This is a genomic window from Actinoplanes hulinensis, from assembly GCF_019429605.1.
GTDB lineage: Bacteria > Actinomycetota > Actinomycetes > Mycobacteriales > Micromonosporaceae > Actinoplanes > Actinoplanes campanulatus.
In genome coordinates this window covers 108,357-128,395 of the sequence record NZ_JAHXZI010000002.1, presented here as the reverse complement: position 1 = coordinate 128,395, position 20,039 = coordinate 108,357, and the positions used below count along the sequence as shown (strand labels likewise).

The window sequence follows — 20,039 nt, the reverse complement described above, 5'->3', positions numbered from 1 at the left end:
GCTACTCCGTACCGGGGGAGACGATCTCGGTGATCCGGATACCGAAGTTCTCGTCCACCACGACGACCTCACCGCGGGCGATCAGCCGGCCGTTGACCAGCAGGTCGGCCGGACTTCCGGCGGCCCGGTCCAGTTCGACGATCGCGCCCGGGGTGAGCGACAGGAGCTCCCGCACACTCATCCGGGTCCGGCCCAGCTCGGCCGAGACCTCCATCTCGACGTCGTAGAGCATGTCCAGCCCGCGCCGGCCGCCGGCTTCCTGGGCCGGTGCCGCACGCTGGGCGACGTCCACCGCGCCGGGGTCGTCGCCCGGCCACTGGTTCAGGGCGAGAGCGACGACCGCGCGTACCTCGGACTCGTCGCGCAACGGCACCGCGACGGCGCCCTCCTTCACGGCGAGTGCGCTGAGCGCGACCTCGGGCTCCATCAGCTGACCGGGATCCAGCACCACCGGGCCGAACACCCGGGCCGCCGCCTCCAGGGCCGGGCGGACCGCCGCGGTCAGGTCCAGCTCGCCGAGCGGACTCTCCCGCAGCGCGTTCGCCAGATCCTGGCCGACCACCACCACGACCTCACCTGAGGTCGCGCCGGTGAACCGGGCCGTGATCGCCTGCCCCTCGATCGCCGTCCCCGCGCCCGGCGCCACCGGGTCGGCGGCCGTCAGGGTGTAGCTGGTGGGCAGGACGGCCAGCGCGGCTTCGGCGGCGTTCCGGGCAAGACCGAGCTGGGAAACAGTCATGGTGGGCGCTGTCATGGGCGGCCAGACTCCTTGGACGGGCTCTCGTTGGACGACGGCACGACGAGACAGGCGAGCCGGGTGCCCTGGTTACCGGGAACCGCATGAGCGAAGACGATGTCGGCGGTGGTCACCTCGAGCGGCCGGCTGGTCGGGTGTCCCAGCGGGACGACGTCACCGGGACGTAGATCCACGATGTCATCGGTACGCATCCGGATGGGGTGGAATCGCACTGCTACGTCGATCGGAGCGGCGGAAAGTCCGGCGGTCAGGTTGCGCCGGGCCCGATCCCGCACTTCCCGCTCGGTGGCGCTGAGCACCACCGCCTCGGTCCGTTCCAGCACCGACAACATGGCGTTGAACGGCAGGCAGATGGTGGAGAGGCACTCCTCCGCACCGATCTTGGTCTCGAACGACGCCACCACCACGGCGTCACCGGGCGCATGGGCACGCAGGAACTGCGCGTTGTACTCGATCTCCTTGAGCTTCGGCCGGAGGTCGACCATGCTCTCGAAGCCGTACCGCAACTCGCCCAGCATCCGGTCGAGCAGGCCGCGCAGCAGCGGCATCTCCACCTCGGTCAGCGGCCGCTCCGGCTGGGAACCACCGGGGCCGCCGAGCATGTGGTCGATCGCGGTCATGATCGTGGGCTGTGCCATCTCCAGCAGCCCGGTGCCGGGCAGCGGGTCGAGGGCGACCACCGCGATGATCGTCGGGGTGACGAGCGAGGCGACGTACTCGTCGTAGGTGAGCTGCTCAATGGAGATCAACGAGACATTGCTGACCGCCCGGAGCCGGGTGGTCAGCAGGGTGCCACAACTGCGCGCGTACGTCTCGAAGGCGATCTGCAGCGTGCGGACGTGGTCACGGGAGAGCTTGATCGGGCGCCGGAAGTCGTACGCGGTCGGGCCTCCGCCCTGGCCGCGACGTGACATCCTGCCGGGGGTACGGGAAGCGGTGGTCACGTCGTCCTCATCGGCTCACTTACCGATCCGCTGAGCCGTGGCGGCGCTTTCCGCCATTCTTCGGACCGATGGGCGGGTCGCACACGGCGGCCCGCCCATCGGTCCGGGGCGTTACTGGGTCACGAAGGAGGTGAAGTAGAGGTCCATGACCATCTGCTTCCCGTCCTCCTCGTAGGCCTTCTCGATCTTCTCCAGCAGCTCGCCCTTGAGCTTGACGCGCCCCGCCTCGGTGGAGAGCTCGGCGACGGTACGGCCGGTGTACGCCTCGATCGCGAGGTTCAGCGCCTCGCTGGTGTCGATCTCCTCCTCGCCGGCCTTCTTGGTCATCTGGAGGGCGAACCCGACCTTCAGGTAGTGCCCGTCGGCGAGGTTCACCGTGAGGGGGTTCTCGATCGTGACCACCACGCCCTTTTCCGGCTTCTCCTCGGCCGCCGAGGCCGAGTCGCTACGGAGCATGAAGAACGCCCCTACTCCACCGCCACCCAGCAGGACCATCGCGAGGGCGATGATGATCATCAGCATCTTGTTCGACTTCGGCGCCTGGGCCGCTTCGTTCTCGTCAGACATCAGAAGAATCCCTCGGAATCAGTCGTGGACAGCAGGGGTGCTGGTGGTCGGGGTGAGGCTCGCGGCCTTCTCGGCGTTGAGCTTCGCCTGGTACTCGGCCGTGGTCTGCCCGGTGTGCAGCTTGCCGTCGGCGCCGGCCGCGGAGGGCAGTAGCGCCGCCTGCGCGGCCGTGAGCTGGGTCAGGACGACGACGTCCACCCGGCGGTTCTGGGTGATCGAGCGAGGGTCCTTCGGGTCGATGAGCGGCTTGGTGTCGGAGAAGCCCACCGCGGTGAGCCGCTTCTTCGGCAGGCCGTGGTCGGTGAGGAACCGGACCGTGGTCGAGGCGCGGGCCGCGGAGAGCTCCCAGCCGCTCGGGTAGAAGGTGGTCTTCGACCTGAGCTGGTTGGTGTGGCCGTCCACCTCGATGTTGTTCGGCAGCTTCACCAGCGTCGGGGCGATCGCGTTCAGGATCTTCTCGCCGCCCTTCTGCAGCTCGGCACGGTTGCCGGCGAAGACCACCTCGTTGGTGACGATGGTGACCACCAGGCCGCGCTGGTCGATGGTGAACTTCGCGCTGTTGAGCAGCTTCTGCCCGGCGAGCGCGTCGGCGATCTTCCGCTCGATCGCCTTCAGGTTCTCGGCCTCCCCGGCCGCCTTCTTGGCGTCGACCGTGGCCCGCTTGCGATCCTCGGCCTTGATGGCCCGCTCGACCGCTTCCTTCTGCTTCTGGGTCATGCCATCGGTGCCGGAGGTGCCGTCGTCCGGGTTGGAACCCGGCTCGATCTGCACCAGCTGCGCGCTGTTGGCCGAACCGTCGAGCGGAGCCTTGGCGCCCTGGAAGGCGACGGTCGGGGCACCGAACCCGGCCGACAGACCGGACGCCAGCTGGGCGAACTTCTTCTGGTCCACGCTGCTCATCGAGAAGAGCACCACGAAGAGGACGAACAGCAGGGTCAGCATGTCCGCGTACGACACGAGCCAGCGCTCGTGATTGACGTGCTCCTCGTGTTCCTCGTGCCTCTGTTTACGCTTACGCCCCCCGCCGGAACTCATCTGGATCAGGCCGCCTTCCTGCTCGATGCGGCTTCGGCCTTCTTCATCTCGTCCGGCGGCAGCAGGCTGCGCAGCTTCTGGGCGACCAGACGCGGGTTCGAGCCGGACTGGATGGCCAGGACACCGTCGATCACCAGCTCCATCTCCTCGGCCTCGATCGTGCTGAGCCGGCCGAGGCGGGAGGCCAGCGGAAGGAAGATGATGTTGGAGCTCAGCACGCCCCAGAGGGTCGCGACGAACGCGGCGGCGATCGAGTGGCCGAGGGTCTCCGGCTTGTCCAGGTTCTCGAGGACGTGGACCAGGCCCATCACCGTTCCGATGATGCCGATGGTCGGGGCGTAGCCACCCATGCCCTCGAAGAACTTCACCCCGGCCTTGTCGGCCTTCTTCTTGGCGGCGACCTCGGCGTGCAGGATGTCGTGCAGTTCGTCCGGGTCGGTGCCGTCGATGGCCAGCTGCAGACCCCGCTTGAGGAACGGGTGCTTGACCGTCTTGACCGCGTCCTCGAGAGCCAGCAGGCCCTCACGGCGGGCCCGCTCGGCCAGCTTCACCACGCTGTCGAGCAGCTCGGCGGGCGGGGTGACCTTGCTGGTGAAAGCCTTCTTGAGCTGGTTGATGAAACCGCCGGCGTCCTTCATGACGCCGCCGGCCATGGCTGCCGCGAAGGCGCCGCCGAAGACCAGCAGCATCGCCGGGAACAGCAGGATGGAGACGGGCGAGCCGCCCTCCAGGATCTGGACGGTGAAGACGATCGCCAATCCGGCGACGATACCGACAATGCTAGCGAGATCCATCAGCGTTCCTTCCGGTGCATCGGGAGCACCTTGGCTTCGAGTTCGCTGTCCAGGGCAGACGAGGAGCTGATTGCGGGTTCGGGCTCCAGGCGGCTGGCCTGGGCGATCAGGGAAGCGCGGTAGTGACGCACTGAGTCGATGAATTCGGGCACGGACTCCGCGACGATGTACTTGGTGCCGTCCACCAGGGTGACGACCGTGTCGGGCGTGCAGTCGACGCGCTCGACCAGGTCCGGGTTCAATGCGAACACGGCGCCATTGATGCGGGTTACGAGGATCACGACATCCGTCCTTGGTACGTCTTCGGCTGGTTGGACCGTCCGTGCCTGACACATGTCAATTCGGCTGACTGCCGGTTGCCTATGAGTTAAAGGCGGTCGCTATCCGGGTGCGAACAGCGGCCCGGATGCGCGCACGGAAACGGCCGGGACGGGCACGAATGCCCATCCCGGCCGGCCTGGCTCGGGTGCTGGTTTAACGCTTCATGCTGACGAGTTCCTGAAGGAGTTCGTCGGAGGTGGTGATGATGCGGGAGTTCGCCTGGAAACCGCGCTGGGCGACGACCAGGTTGGTGAACTCCTGGGCGAGGTCGACGTTCGACATCTCCAGCGCGCCGCCGACGAGTTGGCCCATGCCGCCGGAACCAGCCTCGCCGACCTGGGCGTACCCGGAGTTGACCGTGCTCCGGAATTGCGAGTTGCCGACCTTCTCCAGACCGTTGGGGTTGGTGAAGGTGGCCACGGCGACCTGACCGAGCACCTGCTTGAGGCCGTTGCTGAAGACACCGACGATCTCACCGGTGTTGGAGACCGTGAACCCTGTCGACGTCAGCGTGCCGGCCGTCTGGCCGTCGGTGCTGAACACCCGGGCGTCGGACTGGCCCGAATACATGGTCATGTCGGCGACGTTGACTTTGTACTCGTCAGGGCCGCCGAGATCGAAGACGATGTTGCCCTCGGCGTCCATGGGCGGCACGGTGCCCGCGCCGGGTCTGCCGGACGCCATGTCGAGGGTCACCGGCGCGCCCACTACGGTGCCGTCCGCCTTGGTGAGGGTCACCGTCCAGTCCGTCGATGCCGGGACGGCGGTGGTGTCCCGCCTGAACTCGACGGTGGCGGTGCTGGTCGCACCACTGTTGTCGTAGACCCTGACCGGGATGGTCACGACATCGTCGACCGCCGGGGGAGGCGGCACGTCACTGCTCAGATTGCCCTTGAGACCCATCTGGGAGGTCCTCGCCGGCGGGATGGAGGCACCCACCGGCATCCGGATGTCGCCCGGCTGCCCCGCCGAGTTGACCGTGCCGTTCACCCCGGTCCAACCCTGGATCGGCTCACCGCTGCTGGTGACAAGCGTTCCGTTCGCGTCGACGGAGAACGAACCCGCCCGGGTGTAGAGCATCTCGTTGCCACTACGGGTGACGAAGAAGCCGTCACCCTGGATCAGCATGTCGCCGGATCGGCCGGTGGTCTGTGTCGAACCCTGGGCGAAGTTCGTGTTGATGGCGCTGACCTTGACGCCGAGACCGACCTGGGCGGGGTTGGTGCCGCCCTGACCGCCCTGCGGGGAGCCGGCCGCGTACATCATCTGGCTCAGCGTGTCGGTGAACTGGATCTGGGACGACTTGTAGCCGGCCGTGTTCACGTTCGCGATGTTGTTGCCGGTCACGTCGATCATTCGCTGGTGGGCGTTGAGGCCGCTGATGCCGGAGTAGAGGGAACGCAGCATGAAGAAGTCCTTTGGGAGAGCTGGAAAGAAGACGGACTAGGCGGGCTTGGCGTCGGTCATGATTTCCGTGACCCTGGACAGCTGTACATCCGTGTTCCCGACCCGGAGCGTCGGTTCGCTGTCTCCGTTCAGCTTCGCTGAGGTGATCACACCGGTCTGTGGCATACCGAACTCGTCCTGATAGTTCACCGTCTTGCCGACCAGTGAACTGGCACCGATCATGCGCTGCGACTGCAGCATCTCGACCATGTCCTCAAGCTTTTCGACCTGAGTGAACTGGGCGGTCTGCGCCATGAAGGCGGTCGAGTCGGCGGGCTTGGTGGGATCCTGGTACTTCAACTGCGCGACGAGGAGCTTCATGAACGTGTCCTTGTCGGCGAGCGTCTTGCTCTTGGCCGAGGCCGCGTTGGCCGCGGCCACTCCCTGATAGGCATCGGCGCCGGTGGGTCCGGACATCGGTGAGGTCATCGACTTCTCCTGTCCCGTAGCTGGCTCAACCTAAGCTTCGGCCCGGCCCCGGCTTTGCTTAGTTGCAAATCGGGTCCCGGGAACAAATTTGCGGGCCCGCCGATCGGCGGGCCCGCAATGTCAGGTTCTTCAATTCTGTACGCCTTGTGGATCAGGGTGCGAGAGCCAGGCTGAGCTTGCCCTTCCCGTAGCGGGTGACCTCGACCGTGAGATCCAGCCGGCGCCCGAGGGACAGGAGGATCGCACGGACGTCGGCCGGGAGATCCTGCTTCGGGTAGATCACCTGGTAGAGCTTGATGTGCTTGGCGCCCTCCTTGTTGAGGAGGCTGGTGAAGATGTTGCACAGCTCGAAGACGTTCTCCGCGAGGTTGGGGAAGAGTTCCTTCTCGTCGATCGCGTCCTCGGCGGCGCCGGCCGGCAGCAGGCCGAGTGCGGCACCGGCGTTGGCGGCGAGGCTGAGATCCAGTGCGAGCGCCGCGTACATCTGCTGACGGTTGTCGGTGAAGACCGCCACCGACGATGTCGGCACCTCCTCAGCGCCGATCGGTTCACCGGGACCGACGATCACCTCTCGCCCGAGAAGATCCTCGAACAGATTGCGTACGGCTAGAGAGCCGGGAAGAACGTATACGTCTGACATGTCGTGATTATCCCAGGATAGGAGCGAACACTTCGTCGAATCGCTCAGCCGTAAAGGGTTTGATGATGAAGAAGTCCGCGCCCGCTTCCTCGGCAGCCGTCTTCATCTCAGCGGTCGACTCCGAGGTGACGAAGCCGAACTTGACCTTGTTGCCGGCCCCACGGAGGCGACGCAGCACGTCGATGCCGGTCAGGTGCGGCATGTTCCAATCGGAGATGATCAGATCGGGCTGCTCCTTGGTGGCCATCTCGAGCGCCTGCTGGCCGTCGGCCGCCTCGATCAGGTCGTGATCGCCGAACCCGGCCTGGCGCAGGGTCCGGACGACGATCTGCCGCATGACCCGGCTGTCATCAGCGACAAGGATCTTCATGCGCCCTCCTCCTTGTTGTCGATGCGGCTCTGCCACATCGAAATGGACACGGGTTCGCCTTCCCACACCCCGTAGACACCCCCGATGCGCTGGGTGTTCGGGAACCGCGCCGACGATTCCGGCGTGAGGTTCACCTGTGGAAGCGACAACTGCGACCCCGGCGGCAACATCGCCTTGACATTGCCACCGACGATGTTGGCCAACTCGCCGAGCGTGTCGGACATGTCGTCCTCGCTCACCTCGTCGAGATCCATGGCGAGGAAGGCGGCCGCGGCACGCTGGGCGGCCGCGCGGGAAGACGCGTAGACGACATGCCCGGTCCAGGACCCGGTGATCGAGACCGAGGAGTGCACCTCGGACGGCTGGTTCTCGTCGTACGTCGGAATCAGGGGACTGACGCCCTCCGGATCCAGGTACGACTCCCAGACCTGTTCCACCATCTCGGCGAGGTCACTCTCATCGACCTCGACTTCGATGCTCATGAGTTCGCTCCGGTCGGGACGAGGCCCAGCAGGGCCAGCTTTTCGATCATTGCACCTTCGGTGAAGGGCTTGATCACGTATTCATGGGCGCCCGCCGCGAGAGCACGGACGATCTGGCTCTGCTCGCTCTCGGTGGTGACCATCACGAGGGTCATCTCCCGGAGCCGCGGATCGGCCCGGACCTTGGTGACGAACTCCAGCCCGTTCATGTTGGGCATGTTCCAGTCGATGAGGGCCAGATCCGGCACCTCGGTCATGTCGGCCAGAAGGTCCAGCGCCTCCTTGCCGTCCCCGGCCTCCACCGCCTCGAAGTTGAGCTTCGTGACGATGCGCTTGAGAATCATGCGCATTGCGCGTGAGTCGTCGATAACCATGGCGCGCATCGGCGTCATCCCCTTCTCGCGGCACCGACGGGCGCCGCAGTACGAGTCCGGTAGGCAGAGGTGCGGCCGGCGGCCACTCGCTCGTAGTTGTCGTCGATTCCGATCGTGGTCTCGGCCGCGCCGAGGAAGAGCAGACCGTCCGGGCGCAGGATCTTCGCGGCGTTCCGCAGGACCTGGCGCTTGGTGGCCACATCGAAGTAGATGAGGACATTGCGCAGAAAGATCACGTCGAACGGCTGCATCGGCGGGAACGGCGCGGTGAGACTCATGTGCTTGAACGAGACGTTCTTGCGCAGCGCAGGAATGACCCGCCAGTGCGCGCCGGCCCGTTCGAAGTACTGCACCAACTGGGTGGCCGCCAAGCCGCGGTTCACCTCGACCTGGCTGTACTCGGCCTTGTTGGCGCGTTCCACCATCGCGGTGGAGATGTCGGTCCCGAGGATCTCGTAGGTCCAGCCGGTCGGCAGCGTCTCCTGGAGCGTGATGGCCAGGCTGTACGCCTCCTGCCCACTGGAGCTGGCGGCCGACCAGAAGCGGAGTTTGCGCACCGCTGACCGGGACTTGATCAGCTCGGGCAGCACCACGTCGGTGAGCGCCGAGAACGGCTCCCGGTCCCGGAAGAACGACGTCTCGTTGGTGGTCAGCGCATCGATGATCCTGATCTGATGGGCCGGGTCGGGCCGCTTCTGCAGGTCGCCGATGAAGTCGTTGACGTTCGCCGCCCCGACCGCCCGGGCCACCGGGATGAGCCGGGCCTCGACCAGATACTCCTTGCCCGGCGCCAGGACGATCGATGCCTCCTTGCGCACCAGGTTGGAGACGAAGGCGAACTCCGCTTGGGAAAGTGTCATCGGGCCACCGCCGCCGTCCGGCCCACCCGTACCCGGTTGAGCAGCGCGCTCGCGATCCGGTCCAGGGGCAGGATCTCGTCCGCCAGCCCCGCACCGACCACGGCGCCGGGCATGCCCCAGACCACCGAACTCGCCTCGTCCTGCGCCAGCACCTCGGCACCCGAGTCGCGTAGCACCTTCGCACCACTCCGTCCGTCTTGTCCCATTCCGGTGAGCACGGCCGCATACGCCAAGCCGCCGTACAGCGCCGCCACCGAACGAAACATCACGTCCACGGCCGGGCGGCAGGAGTTCTCCGGCGGCGCGCCGCTGAGCTGGGTGACGGTGGCGGTGCCGCGGCGCTCGAAGACCAGATGACGATCGCCCGGGGCGATGTAGACCGTGCCGGCCGCGAGCTCCATGCCCTCGCCCGCCTCCAGCACCCGGAGCGGGGTGCTCCGGTCCAGGCGTTCGGCGAACATCTTGGTGAAGACCGGCGGCATGTGCTGCGTGATCACGATCGGGACCGGCAGATCGGTCGGCAACCCGAGAAGGACCTTGGTGAGTGCGTCCGGCCCACCGGTCGAGGAGCCGATCGCCAGGATGTCGATCTTCCCGCCCGGGGCACGACGGACGGCCGGCCGGACCGGCACGGGTCCGTTGGCAGCGGGTCGCCCGGCCGCGGCCGGTAGGCCACCGGGCCGCATCGGCGCGGCGCCGGGACGGAGGCCCGCCGGCGACGTGCCTCGCAGGGGTGGCCCGGCCGGCGGGCGGCGGCGCCCGCCCAGCACCTGGATCTTGGGTACGAGCTGCTGGCGCACCGCCGCGATGGACTCCGCCACCGAGCCCACGTTGCTGGGCTTGGTGACGTAGTCGGTCGCACCGGCGGCCAGCGCCTCCAGGGTGGCGTTCGCGCCCGCGGCGGAGAGCGTACTGAACATGATCACCGGCGTGCTGTGCCGTTTGCGCAGCTCACGGACCGCCTCGATGCCGTCCATCTGCGGCATCTCGATATCCATGGTGATCACGTCGGGTTTGAGCTGATCGATCTTCGCCTGGGCGAGCAGACCGTTCGCGGCCGTGCCGACGACCTGGATGCCCGGTGCTTCCCCGAGAGCGTCGACGATCAGCCGACGAACCACGACGGAATCATCGACGACGAGAACCGAGATCATTCGACCACTCCCTTCAACCGAGCCAGGCCGGACCGAGCGCCGCCACGACCGGTGCGAGCAGCCGGTGTGCCGTTGCGGTGTCCAGCAGATCGCGGACAACGAGCGCCTGAACGGCGCCGCTGAGCATGTTCCAGACCCCGCCGGCCCGGTCGGCCAGCGGAATCCCGGCCGTATCCACCGCCTGGACCAGCAGCATCTGTGCCGCGGCGGCGGTTCGGACCCGATCGGAGAGGTACGCCGCCCACGACGCCGAATGCACGGCGGGCGACCAGCCGGCGGTGTTCCGCCGGGCGTCGTCGGCCGCGGTCGAGACCCGTTGCCGGTCCTCGGTCCGCAGCGTGCGCAACCGGTCGAGCAGGGACGACACCGTGTAGTGGTGCGGGCCCAGGTCGATCGGCGCACCGGTCGGCAGCTTCCGCACCGCCGCCACCCAGCCCGCGCCCAGCCGTCGCCGGGTGTCTTCGTCCAGCACCTCACGCAGGTAGCTGGCGACCGCCGCGTCACACAGCAGGGCGGTCGCCGCGGCCGCGTCCTCACTCTGCCGGGCGGCCCGGCCGGCGCCCTCCCAGGTCCACGACATCACGTCGTAGCGCAGGCAGGTCAGCAGGGCGTCGACCGTACCGATCGGCGCGCGCTCGACCAATGCGAGGTTTCCGGCCGGGTCGTCTTTCGACATCGCCTTGAGCGACGGCATACGGCGGGCGGCGCTCTCCACCTCCACCCAGAGCGGTCCGCGGGCCTCCTCGTCGGGCAGCCGCTCGGCGAGCACCGGCAGGTCCCCGGCCTGCAGGCGCAACGCGCGCAGCAGGACCTCGGCCGCGGCCGGCCCGCCCTCGAGGCGGGTCAGATCGAAGCCCAGGACGGGGGCGCTGACCAGGCTGTACATCAGTGGGTGGCGCGGTATGTGTCGACGGCCTGATTGACGTCGAGAGCCAGCATCAGCCGCCCGTCCAGCTTGAACGTGCCGACCACGAGCTCCCGGGTGGGACCGCTCAGCGTGTCCGGTGGCGGCTCGAACGTGTCGTCGTCGAGATCCACCACCTCGCCGATCTTGTCCACCAGCAGGGAGACCGGTTCACCGTCACCGCGCAGGATGACGTTCATGACCGGGCCCTGCAGGGCCTGGCGGGCCAGCCCGAGCTGCACCCGCAGGTCCACCGCGGCGATCACCTGGCCGCGCAGGTTGAAGAGTCCGCCCACGGCCGGCGGGGCGAGCGGCACCGGGGTGTACTCGTTGTACGAGAGCACCTCCTGCACCGTGTGCACCTCGACCCCGAAGAGCTGGCCGTCCACCTCGAAGGTGGCGAACTGACGGCTCGCCATGTCAGACCTCCACCATCATCTCGTCCATGGAATCGCTGTAGAAGTTCGGATCCGCGGCGAGAATGGCCCGGCGCACGTCGAGCAGCTCGGTGACCCGCTGCTGGATCACCGCGGTGCCGACCAGGCCGTCCTCCTCCGCGTCCCGTCGTGCGGTGGTCGAGTTCTCGGCGATGTCCACGATCCGGTCCACGACCAGTGCCACGCTCTTTCCGCCCTCGCTGTAGACGACCACCGAGACGGTGTCGCCCTCCAACTCCTCGCCGTACGCCCCGAGCAGGTGGGACAGGCGCACCAGAGGCAGGATCTGCCCCCGGTACTGGACCACCTCGCGGGATCCGGCGTGCTCGATGCGGTCGCGCGGGAACTCCTCCAGTCGCGTGACCGTGTCCAGCGGGATCGCCACGCGGCGTTCGCCGACCGCGGTGACCAGCAGGCGCTCGGTGCCGGCGGCTTGCTGGCCGCGCTTCTCGGTGACGTTCTCCCGCTCCGAGTCGACCGCGAGGTGCGAGCGCCGGGCCAGCGAGGAGACGTCCAGGATGAGGCCCACCTTCCCGTCGCCCAGGATCGTCGCCCCGGCGTACAGTCCGATGTCCTTGAATCTGGTGTTGAGGGCTTTGACGACGACCTCTTCGGTGTTCAGCACCCGGTCCACGACCAGGCCGAACCGTCGGCCGTCGGCCTGCAGCACCATGATGTAGACGCCCTGGTCGCCGCCGACCTCGAGGCCGAGCGCGCGGTCCAGACGGACCAGCGGGAGCAGCTTGCCGCGCAACCGGTAGACGGGCGCGCCGGAGGCGTACTCGACCTTGGTGGTGTTGCCGTCGATGAAGACCAGCTCCAGCACCGCGACCTGGGGCACGACGTAACGCTGGTCGCCGCAGTCGACGGTGAGCGCCTGGATGATCGCGAGCGTCAGCGGGATGGTGAGCCGCCAGACCGTACCCTCGCCGGGTGTCGAGTCGACGCTGACCGCGCCGCCGATGTTCTCGATGTTGGTCTTCACGACGTCCATGCCGACGCCACGCCCGGACACGTTGGTGACCTTGGAGGCGGTGGAGAAGCCGGGCTGGAAGACCATCGCCATGATGTCGCGCTTGTCCATGTTCGGGATCTGCTCCGGGCGGAGCAGGCCGTTCTCCACGGCCTTCTGCGCGATCCGCTCGACGTTCAGACCGGCGCCGTCGTCGGCGACCTCGACCGCCACGTGACCACCCTCGTGGTACGCGCGGAGCGTGAGCGTGCCCTCCGGCCCCTTGCCGCTGGCGATCCGCCGCTCCGGCTCCTCGATGCCGTGGTCCACCGCGTTGCGCACGAGGTGGGTCAGCGGGTCCTTGACCGCCTCCAGCAGGCTCCGGTCGAGCTCGGTCTCCTTGCCCTCCATGACCAGCGCGACCTGCTTGCCCATCGAGTTGCTCAGGTCCCGGATGACTCGGGGCAGCTTGGACCAGATGTGCTCGATGGGCTGCATCCGGGTCTTCATGATGCCCTCTTGCAGCTCGCTGGTGATCATGCCGAGCCGCTGGGCGCTACGGACCAGGCCGGAGTCACCGGTCTCCATCACGCCGCGGACCAGCTGGTTCCGGGCGAGCACCAGCTCACCGACCATGTTCATCAGGGTGTCGAGCAGGTCGACATCGACCCGGATCGCACTGTCCGCGATGCTCCGCTTCGGGGTCTGGGACTGCAGCGCCTCGCTGACCGCGGCCGGCTGGGCCTTGCCCTCCTCGAGCAGGATGGTGCCGAGTTTGCGCTCGTCGCCCTCGATCTGCTGCTGGAGCGCCGAGCTCACGTCGGAGGCCTGCGCCGCGCCGGCGTCGACCAGGATCTGGCCGAGCGGCTGCCGCTGATCGGTGACCGGCTCGGGGGCCGGCCGGGCGGTCTCCGCGGACTCCTGCTCGACGCTCACCGGCGACTCGGCCTCGGCGACCGGCGCGGGGGCGGGGGCGGGGGCGGGGGCGGGGACGGCCGCGGGAGCGCCGTCCGAGGGCGCGTTCATCTGCGCCTGGATCTTGACGATCACGCTCTCGATGTCGACCTCGGCCTCGGAACCGTTCTCCTCGATGGAGGCGAGGATGGACCGGACACCGTCGATGCACAGCAGCAGGACCGTGATGGTCTCCGGGCTGACCGGCTGCACTCCGTCACGGAGCCGCGACAGCAGGGACTCACCCGCATGCGCCAGCTTCTCCAGACGAGAGAACGCCAGGAACCCACTGGTGCCCTTGATCGTGTGGATCGCCCGGAAGATGCGGGAGATCAGGTCACGCGAGCCCGGTTCCTGCTCGAGGCTAACGAGGTCCCGGTCGATCTGGTCCAGGTTCTCGTGGCTCTCCATCAGGAATTCGCCAACGATCTCGCCAAGGTCTTCCACGACTCACTACCCTCCTGCTCGGCTTCACTGCCCTCATCGACTCCAGCGGACGCCAACTGAGAAGACTCGACCGGTACGGCGAGAATCAGCCCTCGCCGCCCGGACGCCGGTAGCGGTAGCCGAAACCCCGGACGGACTCGATGGGAGAGTCGTCGGGATCGGACCAGCCCAGCTTCCGGCGCAGACGGAGCACCGCGAACTTGACGCGCTCCTGGCCGATGCCGGTCGGGTCGTCCCACGCCTGGGTGAGCAGCTGGTTCGGGCTGAGGACCGCGCCGGCATGCCGGACCAGCGCGTTGAGCAGGCGGAACTCGGTGGGCGTGAGACGCTTCTCGTCGCCTTTGACGTAGACCCGGCGCTTGGTCGGGTCCAGGTGCACGAGGCCGTCGTCGTAGATCTGGCTGGCCCAGGTGTTCTGTCCGGAGTTGGAACGCCGCAGCAGCGCCTCGACCCGGGCCAGCAACTCGTTGTTGGCGAACGGCTTGGTCAGGTAGTCGTCGGCGCCGCCGCGCAGGCCGCGCACCTTCTCCGCCTCCTGGCCGTGCGCCGTGAGGACCAGCACCGGCACGTCCGAGACGTCACGCAGCCGCTCCAGCACCTGCCAGCCGTCCATCTCCGGCAGGCCGACGTCGAGCACCACCAGGTCGGGGTGTTCGGCGTAGGCCTCCTTCAGCCCGGAGCGGCCGTCGGCGGCGTGCGCCACCTCGTATCCGGCCCGGCTGAACAGCATCCGGAGAGCGAGTGCGATGTCCGGGTCGTCCTCGACCACGAGAAGGCGACTCATCGTTTGCTCACCCTGCCCCCAACTCGCGCTCGTGCCTCGTACAGGCACGGCCGATCCCCGCCGCGCAAACGCAGAGCGGGAAGAAAAGTCCGGCGCAAACACACCATAGCGTGATGTGTTCACCTATTTACGGACAGTGACAGTTTAGCGCCGAGGGGCGGGGGCGGAGCCGGTCCGCGCGGATCCGGCCGGTGGACCTGAACGGGGTAGCCCCTATGTCCGATCGGGACATCCCTACAGCCTGACATTTCTCGTACGGCTTACCGCCCATTCCCCGAAAGAGGTGACACGCCGCGCGTAACGGGGTGCGATTAGCAGTAACGGGCGATCCGCGCCCATACCTGCATCCGGGAGGCATTCGTGTTCGACCTGGTAGTTCGACGCGTCGGCACGCTCGTGGCAGCACCCGTGCTGTTCGCTCTCACCGCACCGGCCCTGGCCCAGGGGCCGACCGTCCCGGAACGACCGCAGGCCGTCCCGCCACGAACCACCACTTCCGCACCCGTCACGCCGAGCCCGGCAGAAGAGCCCCCGGCGGCCACCGTCAACGTCCGGTCGGCGCCGAACCGCACCCCGCTCCGGGCCCGCGCCGTGATGGCCCAGGTGGTCCGCCTCACCAACGAGACCCGCCGCAACGCCGGCTGTCCCGGCCTCACGGTCGACGACCACCTGGTCGCCGCGTCCCTGCGGCAGAGCAACTACATGGCCCGGACCCGGCTCTTCAGTCACGTCTGGCGGGACGGCTCGACCTTCGTGGACCGCACCGCGGAAGCCGGATACCAGCAGCCCGCCGGGGAGAACATCGCCTGGGGCTACCGCACCGTGCCCGAGGTGATGGCCGCGTGGATGTCCAGCCCGGGCCACCGGCGCAACATCCTCAACTGCAAGGCGCGCTCGGTCGGGGCCGGCGTGGCCTACGCGGCCGACGGCACTCCGTACTACACGCAGGTGTTCGGCTGGCGTTAGACGGTCAGAGGGCGCAGTTGATCAGAACCGGCTCCGGGTGCAGTTCGACACCGAACCGGGCACGGACCCCGTCGCGGATCGTCCTAGCCAGGTCGAGCAGGGCCGCCGTGCTGCCGTCACCGCGGTTGGTCAGCGCCAGCGTGTGCTTGCCGGAGATCGCCACGCCGTCCCCGGCGTACCCCTTCGGAAAACCGGACTGCTCGATCAGCCACGCCGCCGGGATCTTCACGGTCCCGTCCGCGCCCGGCCAGTGCGGCATCTCGCCCAGCGTCGCGAAGAAATCCGCGGGCACCACCGGATTGGTGAAGAACGACCCGACCGACCAGGTGTCCCGGTCCTCCGGGTCGAGCACCATGCCCTTGCCGGCCCGCAGCTTGAGCACCGTGTCGCGGGCCTGCCGCATCGGCACCCGATCGCCTGCCGAGGCGCCGAGGGTACGGGCGAGTTCCGCGTACCGGATCGGGGCCGACTCCGCCGAGCGGGCGAGCCGGAAGTCGACGGCGGTGACCAGATGCCGGTCGTCGTGCTTGAACACGCTGGACCGGTAGCCGAAACCGCAGTCGGCCGGGGACATGACGCGGGTCTCGTCGGCGATCCGGTCGTACGCGTGCACCGCCTCGATGGTGTGCGCGACCTCCTGGCCGTACGCCCCGACGTTCTGGATCGGGGTCGACCCGGCCGCGCCCGGGATCCCGGACAGGCACTCGACGCCGGACCATCCGTTCGCCACGGCGTACGCCACGAAGTCGTCCCAGGGCTCGCCGGCCGACACCCGCACCAGCACACCGGAGGCGTCCTCACCGACCACCTCGACGCCTCGGTCGCGCAGCAGCAGCACCTCGCCGTCGAAGCCGGAGTCGCCGATCACGACGTTGCTGCCGCCGGCCAGCACCAGCAACGGCCGCCCCTCCGCGGTGGCCTTACGGACCGCGGCGACCGCCTCGTCCGTATGGACCGCGTTGGTCACTGTGCCGGCGTGCCCGCCGAGGCGTAGCGTCGTGTACGCCGCCAGGGAAGTGTCAGTCACGACGCTCACCCTAAGCTCACACTGCGGGGGGTTTCACCGGCGGTCCGGCCGAGCGGGAGACGACTGCGATGAACAGGTTGCACGCGACGAAGGATTTCTGGCTGGCGGCGCTGCGTGCCGACGGCCCGGCGCTCTGGGACGCCGTCGCCGAGAGTGGGCCGGACGCGGTGGTCCCGGGCTGCCCGGACTGGACCGTCGCCGACCTCACCCATCATGTGGCCACGGTGCTGAACTGGGTGCGCGGCACGGTGCCCCGCGGTGTGACCGTGCGCCACGAGGGGTTCGTCCATCCGGAGCGCCCGGCCGAGTGGTCCGAGGCGCTCGACCACCTGCGCCGCGAGATCACCGGCACCATCGAGACGCTGGAGGCGCTCGACCCGGACCTCCCGGCGTGGAACTGGGCGCCGCAGCCGAAGCGGGCCGTCTTCTGGCATCGCCGGATGGCCCACGAGATCTCGGTGCACCGGTGGGACGCCGAGTCCGCCGCCGGGCGGGCCACCCCGATCGAGACGAAGCTCGCCACCGACGGCGTGAGCGAGATCCTGGACACCTGGCTGCCGGCCGGCAAGCGCCAGGGCCCGACCGACATGCACGGCGTGGTGCACCTGGTCGGGACGGACGCGGCGCAGGAGTGGTTCGTCCGGCTGCGCGGCACCGGCATCGCCCTGCTGGACACCGGCACGATCCTGGACGGCGACGATCACCACCCGCGGGCGAGGATCACCGGCACGGCCAGCGACCTGCAACTGGCCCTGATGGGCCGGAAACGGGCCGATCAACTCGCCCTCACCGGCGATCCGCGGCTGGTGCAGGCCCTGCACACCGGCTGAGGTTCGGTGTCAAGATCCGTTGTCACCGCGTCGCCAGGCCGTAAGATGAACCGGTTAAGTTCAGCGGATCATCAGGAAGCGGAGAAGACATGACGGCAACCGTCACGTCCACGTCGGCGCAGCCGGCCCCCGCGGGGATCACCTTCCCCGAAGGTTTCATCTGGGGAGCGGCCACGGCCTCGTACCAGATCGAGGGCGCCGCGAGGGAGGACGGCCGCGGCCCGTCCATCTGGGACACCTTCAGCCGCACACCGGGCAGGGTCTTCGCCGGCCACACCGGCGACATCGCGTGCGACCACTACCACCGGTACGCCGAGGACGTCGCGCTCATGGCCGATCTGGGCCTGGCCTCGTACCGCTTCTCGATCGCCTGGCCGCGGATCCGCCCGGACGGCACCGGCCCGGTCAACGTCCGTGGCCTGGACTTCTACGACCGGCTCACCGACGAGCTGCTCGGCAAGGGCATCGACCCGGTGGTCACCCTCTACCACTGGGACCTGCCGCAGACGCTCGAGGACCGGGGCGGCTGGACCAACCGGGAGACCGCCGAGGCGTTCGCCGACTACGCCGAGATCGTCCACCGCCGTCTCGGTGACCGGGTCACCACCTGGACCACGTTGAACGAGCCGTGGTGCTCGGCCTACCTCGGCTACGGCTCCGGCATCCACGCGCCCGGCGTCCAGGACCCGGTCGCCGCCCTGACCGCCGCGCACCACCTCAACCTGGCGCACGGTCTGGCCACCCGGGCGCTGCGCGCGGCCGGCGCGAAGAGCATCAGCATCACGCTGAACCCGTGCGCCGTCGCCCCGCTCGACCCGGACAGCGAGGCCGACCGCGCGGCCGCCCACCTGATCGACGGCCTGGCCAACCGGATCTTCCTGGACCCGCTGTTCAAGGGCCACTACCCGGCCGACGTGCTGGCGCACATCGCCCGGATCGCCGAACCGGTCTGGATCCGCGACGGCGACGAGGCGATCATCAACGCGCCGATCGACGTGCTGGGCATCAACTACTACACCCCGGCGTACGTCTCGGCGGCCCCCGGCCACCCGGGCCCGCTCGACTACCCGGGCAGCCACGGCGTCAAGTTCCGCTCCCCGGTCGGCCCGGTCACCGACATGAACTGGCAGATCGAGCCGGCCGCGCTGACCCGTCTGCTGACCCGCCTGCACCGGGACTACCCGGGCGTCCCGCTGATGATCACCGAGAACGGCGCGGCGTACCCGGACGGCCCGGCCGAGAACGGCGAGGTCCACGACCTGCGCCGGATCGAGTACGTGGACTCCCACCTGCGCGCCTGCCACGACGCTCTGGCGGCCGGAGTGGATCTGCGGGGATACTTCGCCTGGTCGTTGATGGACAACTTCGAATGGGCCGAGGGGTACGCGAAGCGTTTCGGTATGGTGCACGTCGACTACACCACGCAACAGCGGGTGCTCAAGGACAGCGCGAAGTGGTACAGCGAGGTGATCCGGCGCAACGGCCTGGGCTGAGCCATTTCAGAGCGGGGGGCTTGTGACGACGCGGGAACGCCCGACTCTGGAAGCGGTCGCCCGTCGAGCCGGGGTCTCCCGCGCGACGGTGTCCCGCGTCGTCAACGGTTCGACCACGGTGGCGGCCTCCATCCGCGAGGCCGTCAACCAGGCCGTCGACGAACTCGGTTACGTGCCGAACCAGGCGGCCCGGAGCCTGGTCACCCGGCAGACCGACTCGATCGCCCTGATCCTTCCGGAGACGGCGAACCGGGTCTTCTCCGACGACCTGTTCTTCCCGGCCATCATCCGCGGCGTCGGCTCCGAGCTGGAGGCCGCCGACAAACAGCTGGTGCTGATGATGGCCGGTTCGGCGGCCGGTTACGCCCGGGTCGAGCGCTACGCGGTGGCCGGCCACGTCGACGGCGTCATGTTCGCCTCGATCCACGGCGCCGATCCGCTGCCCGGCCTGCTGGCCCGCCGCGGCATCCCGGTGATCTGCAGCGGTCGCCCGATGATCGCCGACCCGCCGGTCCCGTACGTGGACGTCGACCACGCCGGCGGCGTCGCCGCGGCCATCCAGCATCTGATCACTTCCGGTCGCCGGCGCATCGCGACCATAGCCGGCCCACAGGACATGGTGGCCGGCCTCGAACGCCTCACCGGCTACCACGACACGCTGCGCGCGGCCGGCCTCCCGGAACTCGTCGCCACCGGCGACTTCACCCGCGACTCCGGCATCACCGCGATGCGCGAACTGCTCGATCGCGACCCGGACCTGGACGCCGTCTTCGCCGCCTCCGATCTGATGGCCCACGGCGCCCTGCAAACCCTGCGCAACGCCGGTCGCCGGGTCCCGGAGGACGTCGCCGTGATCGGCTTCGACGACTTCGAGATCAGCCGCTACAGCGACCCACCGCTCACCACGGTGCGCCAGCCGATCGGCGAGGCAGGCCGGACGATGGCCCGCGAGATGCTCCGCCTGATCTCCGGCGACCCGGGGGTGCCGCCCGCGATCATCCTGCCCACCGAACTCATCGTCCGCGCCTCAGCCTGATCATTCCCGGCCCTCACGGCCGTTTCCGCGACCGGC

23 protein-coding genes are annotated in these 20,039 nt (G+C 68.6%); 4 read left to right on the top strand and 19 right to left on the bottom strand.

All coding sequences use genetic code 11. The annotated features are described in order from the left end of the window. Nucleotide 1 precedes the first annotated feature (1 nt). The 18 genes from fliN to KZ829_RS04210 form a co-directional block, all read right to left on the bottom strand. Nucleotides 2–754, bottom strand: a complete 753-nt coding sequence (gene fliN, locus KZ829_RS04295; RefSeq protein ID WP_220142540.1) for a flagellar motor switch protein FliN — start codon at nt 752–754, stop codon at nt 2–4. Then, the gene (locus KZ829_RS04290; RefSeq protein WP_308285330.1) at nt 751–1,701 is read right to left on the bottom strand and encodes a flagellar motor switch protein FliM; all 951 of its coding nucleotides are present in this window, start codon (nt 1,699–1,701) and stop codon (nt 751–753) included. Before KZ829_RS04290 ends, fliN begins: the two co-directional genes overlap by 4 nt. A gap of 111 nt (nt 1,702–1,812) precedes the next feature. Beyond that, nucleotides 1,813–2,268 carry a flagellar basal body-associated FliL family protein gene (locus tag KZ829_RS04285; RefSeq protein WP_220142539.1) on the bottom strand — a complete coding sequence of 152 codons (456 nt, stop codon included), beginning with the start codon at nt 2,266–2,268 and terminating at the stop codon, nt 1,813–1,815. An 18-nt stretch (nt 2,269–2,286) separates the two neighbouring features. Further along, entirely contained in the window at nt 2,287–3,303 is a 1,017-nt protein-coding gene (locus KZ829_RS04280) for a flagellar motor protein MotB (protein WP_220142538.1), read from the bottom strand. Between the two features lie 5 nt (nt 3,304–3,308). Next, on the bottom strand, nt 3,309–4,097 hold the full coding sequence (locus KZ829_RS04275; RefSeq protein ID WP_220142537.1) for a flagellar motor protein: 789 nt from the start codon (nt 4,095–4,097) through the stop codon (nt 3,309–3,311). Beyond that, nucleotides 4,097–4,378 (bottom strand): flagellar FlbD family protein, encoded by a 282-nt coding sequence (locus KZ829_RS04270; protein ID WP_183222478.1) that lies wholly within the window; start codon nt 4,376–4,378, stop codon nt 4,097–4,099. The genes KZ829_RS04275 and KZ829_RS04270 overlap by 1 nt, the downstream gene beginning before the upstream one ends. 193 nt (nt 4,379–4,571) lie before the next feature. After that, a complete protein-coding gene (locus KZ829_RS04265; RefSeq protein WP_220142536.1) occupies nt 4,572–5,825 on the bottom strand; it encodes a flagellar hook protein FlgE in 1,254 nt (417 codons plus the stop codon). Nucleotides 5,826–5,861: 36 nt separating this feature from the next. Further along, a complete protein-coding gene (locus KZ829_RS04260; protein ID WP_220142535.1) occupies nt 5,862–6,293 on the bottom strand; it encodes a flagellar hook assembly protein FlgD in 432 nt (143 codons plus the stop codon). A 151-nt stretch (nt 6,294–6,444) separates the two neighbouring features. Then, complete coding sequence (locus KZ829_RS04255; RefSeq protein ID WP_220142534.1) at nt 6,445–6,933, bottom strand: hypothetical protein; 489 nt, start codon at nt 6,931–6,933, stop codon at nt 6,445–6,447. A 7-nt stretch (nt 6,934–6,940) separates the two neighbouring features. After that, nucleotides 6,941–7,303 carry a response regulator gene (locus KZ829_RS04250; protein ID WP_183222474.1) on the bottom strand — a complete coding sequence of 121 codons (363 nt, stop codon included), beginning with the start codon at nt 7,301–7,303 and terminating at the stop codon, nt 6,941–6,943. Then, a complete protein-coding gene (locus tag KZ829_RS04245) occupies nt 7,300–7,785 on the bottom strand; it encodes a chemotaxis protein CheX (RefSeq protein ID WP_220142533.1) in 486 nt (161 codons plus the stop codon). Before KZ829_RS04245 ends, KZ829_RS04250 begins: the two co-directional genes overlap by 4 nt. Then, nucleotides 7,782–8,168 (bottom strand): response regulator, encoded by a 387-nt coding sequence (locus KZ829_RS04240; protein WP_183222472.1) that lies wholly within the window; start codon nt 8,166–8,168, stop codon nt 7,782–7,784. The genes KZ829_RS04245 and KZ829_RS04240 overlap by 4 nt, the downstream gene beginning before the upstream one ends. 5 nt (nt 8,169–8,173) lie before the next feature. Then, complete coding sequence (locus KZ829_RS04235) at nt 8,174–9,019, bottom strand: CheR family methyltransferase (RefSeq protein WP_220142532.1); 846 nt, start codon at nt 9,017–9,019, stop codon at nt 8,174–8,176. Further along, nucleotides 9,016–10,173, bottom strand: a complete 1,158-nt coding sequence (locus KZ829_RS04230; protein ID WP_220142531.1) for a protein-glutamate methylesterase/protein-glutamine glutaminase — start codon at nt 10,171–10,173, stop codon at nt 9,016–9,018. The genes KZ829_RS04235 and KZ829_RS04230 overlap by 4 nt, the downstream gene beginning before the upstream one ends. A gap of 13 nt (nt 10,174–10,186) precedes the next feature. Then, nucleotides 10,187–11,059, bottom strand: coding sequence for a hypothetical protein (locus KZ829_RS04225; protein WP_220142530.1), 873 nt, complete (start codon nt 11,057–11,059; stop codon nt 10,187–10,189). Next, a complete protein-coding gene (locus KZ829_RS04220) occupies nt 11,059–11,496 on the bottom strand; it encodes a chemotaxis protein CheW (protein ID WP_208469775.1) in 438 nt (145 codons plus the stop codon). The genes KZ829_RS04225 and KZ829_RS04220 overlap by 1 nt, the downstream gene beginning before the upstream one ends. A gap of 1 nt (nt 11,497) precedes the next feature. Then, nucleotides 11,498–13,867, bottom strand: coding sequence for a chemotaxis protein CheA (locus KZ829_RS44385; RefSeq protein WP_220142529.1), 2,370 nt, complete (start codon nt 13,865–13,867; stop codon nt 11,498–11,500). A gap of 85 nt (nt 13,868–13,952) precedes the next feature. Continuing rightward, nucleotides 13,953–14,651 carry a response regulator transcription factor gene (locus KZ829_RS04210; RefSeq protein WP_183222466.1) on the bottom strand — a complete coding sequence of 233 codons (699 nt, stop codon included), beginning with the start codon at nt 14,649–14,651 and terminating at the stop codon, nt 13,953–13,955. Nucleotides 14,652–15,011: 360 nt separating this feature from the next. Between KZ829_RS04210 and KZ829_RS04205 the strand changes: the two genes are divergently transcribed. Beyond that, complete coding sequence (locus KZ829_RS04205; RefSeq protein ID WP_220142528.1) at nt 15,012–15,617, top strand: CAP domain-containing protein; 606 nt, start codon at nt 15,012–15,014, stop codon at nt 15,615–15,617. Between the two features lie 4 nt (nt 15,618–15,621). Here the strand turns inward: KZ829_RS04205 and KZ829_RS04200 are convergent, their stop codons facing one another. After that, nucleotides 15,622–16,644 (bottom strand): UDP-N-acetylmuramate dehydrogenase, encoded by a 1,023-nt coding sequence (locus tag KZ829_RS04200; RefSeq protein ID WP_308285329.1) that lies wholly within the window; start codon nt 16,642–16,644, stop codon nt 15,622–15,624. A 68-nt stretch (nt 16,645–16,712) separates the two neighbouring features. On the opposite strand from KZ829_RS04200, the gene KZ829_RS04195 reads away from it, so the two are divergent. From KZ829_RS04195 to KZ829_RS04185, 3 genes are all read left to right on the top strand, one after another. Further along, on the top strand, nt 16,713–17,474 hold the full coding sequence (locus KZ829_RS04195) for a maleylpyruvate isomerase family mycothiol-dependent enzyme (RefSeq protein WP_220142526.1): 762 nt from the start codon (nt 16,713–16,715) through the stop codon (nt 17,472–17,474). Between the two features lie 89 nt (nt 17,475–17,563). Beyond that, nucleotides 17,564–18,967: a GH1 family beta-glucosidase gene (locus tag KZ829_RS04190; RefSeq protein ID WP_220142525.1), complete on the top strand. Its 1,404-nt coding sequence runs from the start codon at nt 17,564–17,566 to the stop codon at nt 18,965–18,967. Nucleotides 18,968–18,989: 22 nt separating this feature from the next. Further along, a complete protein-coding gene (locus tag KZ829_RS04185; RefSeq protein WP_220142524.1) occupies nt 18,990–20,003 on the top strand; it encodes a LacI family DNA-binding transcriptional regulator in 1,014 nt (337 codons plus the stop codon). Nucleotides 20,004–20,039: the final 36 nt, after the last annotated feature.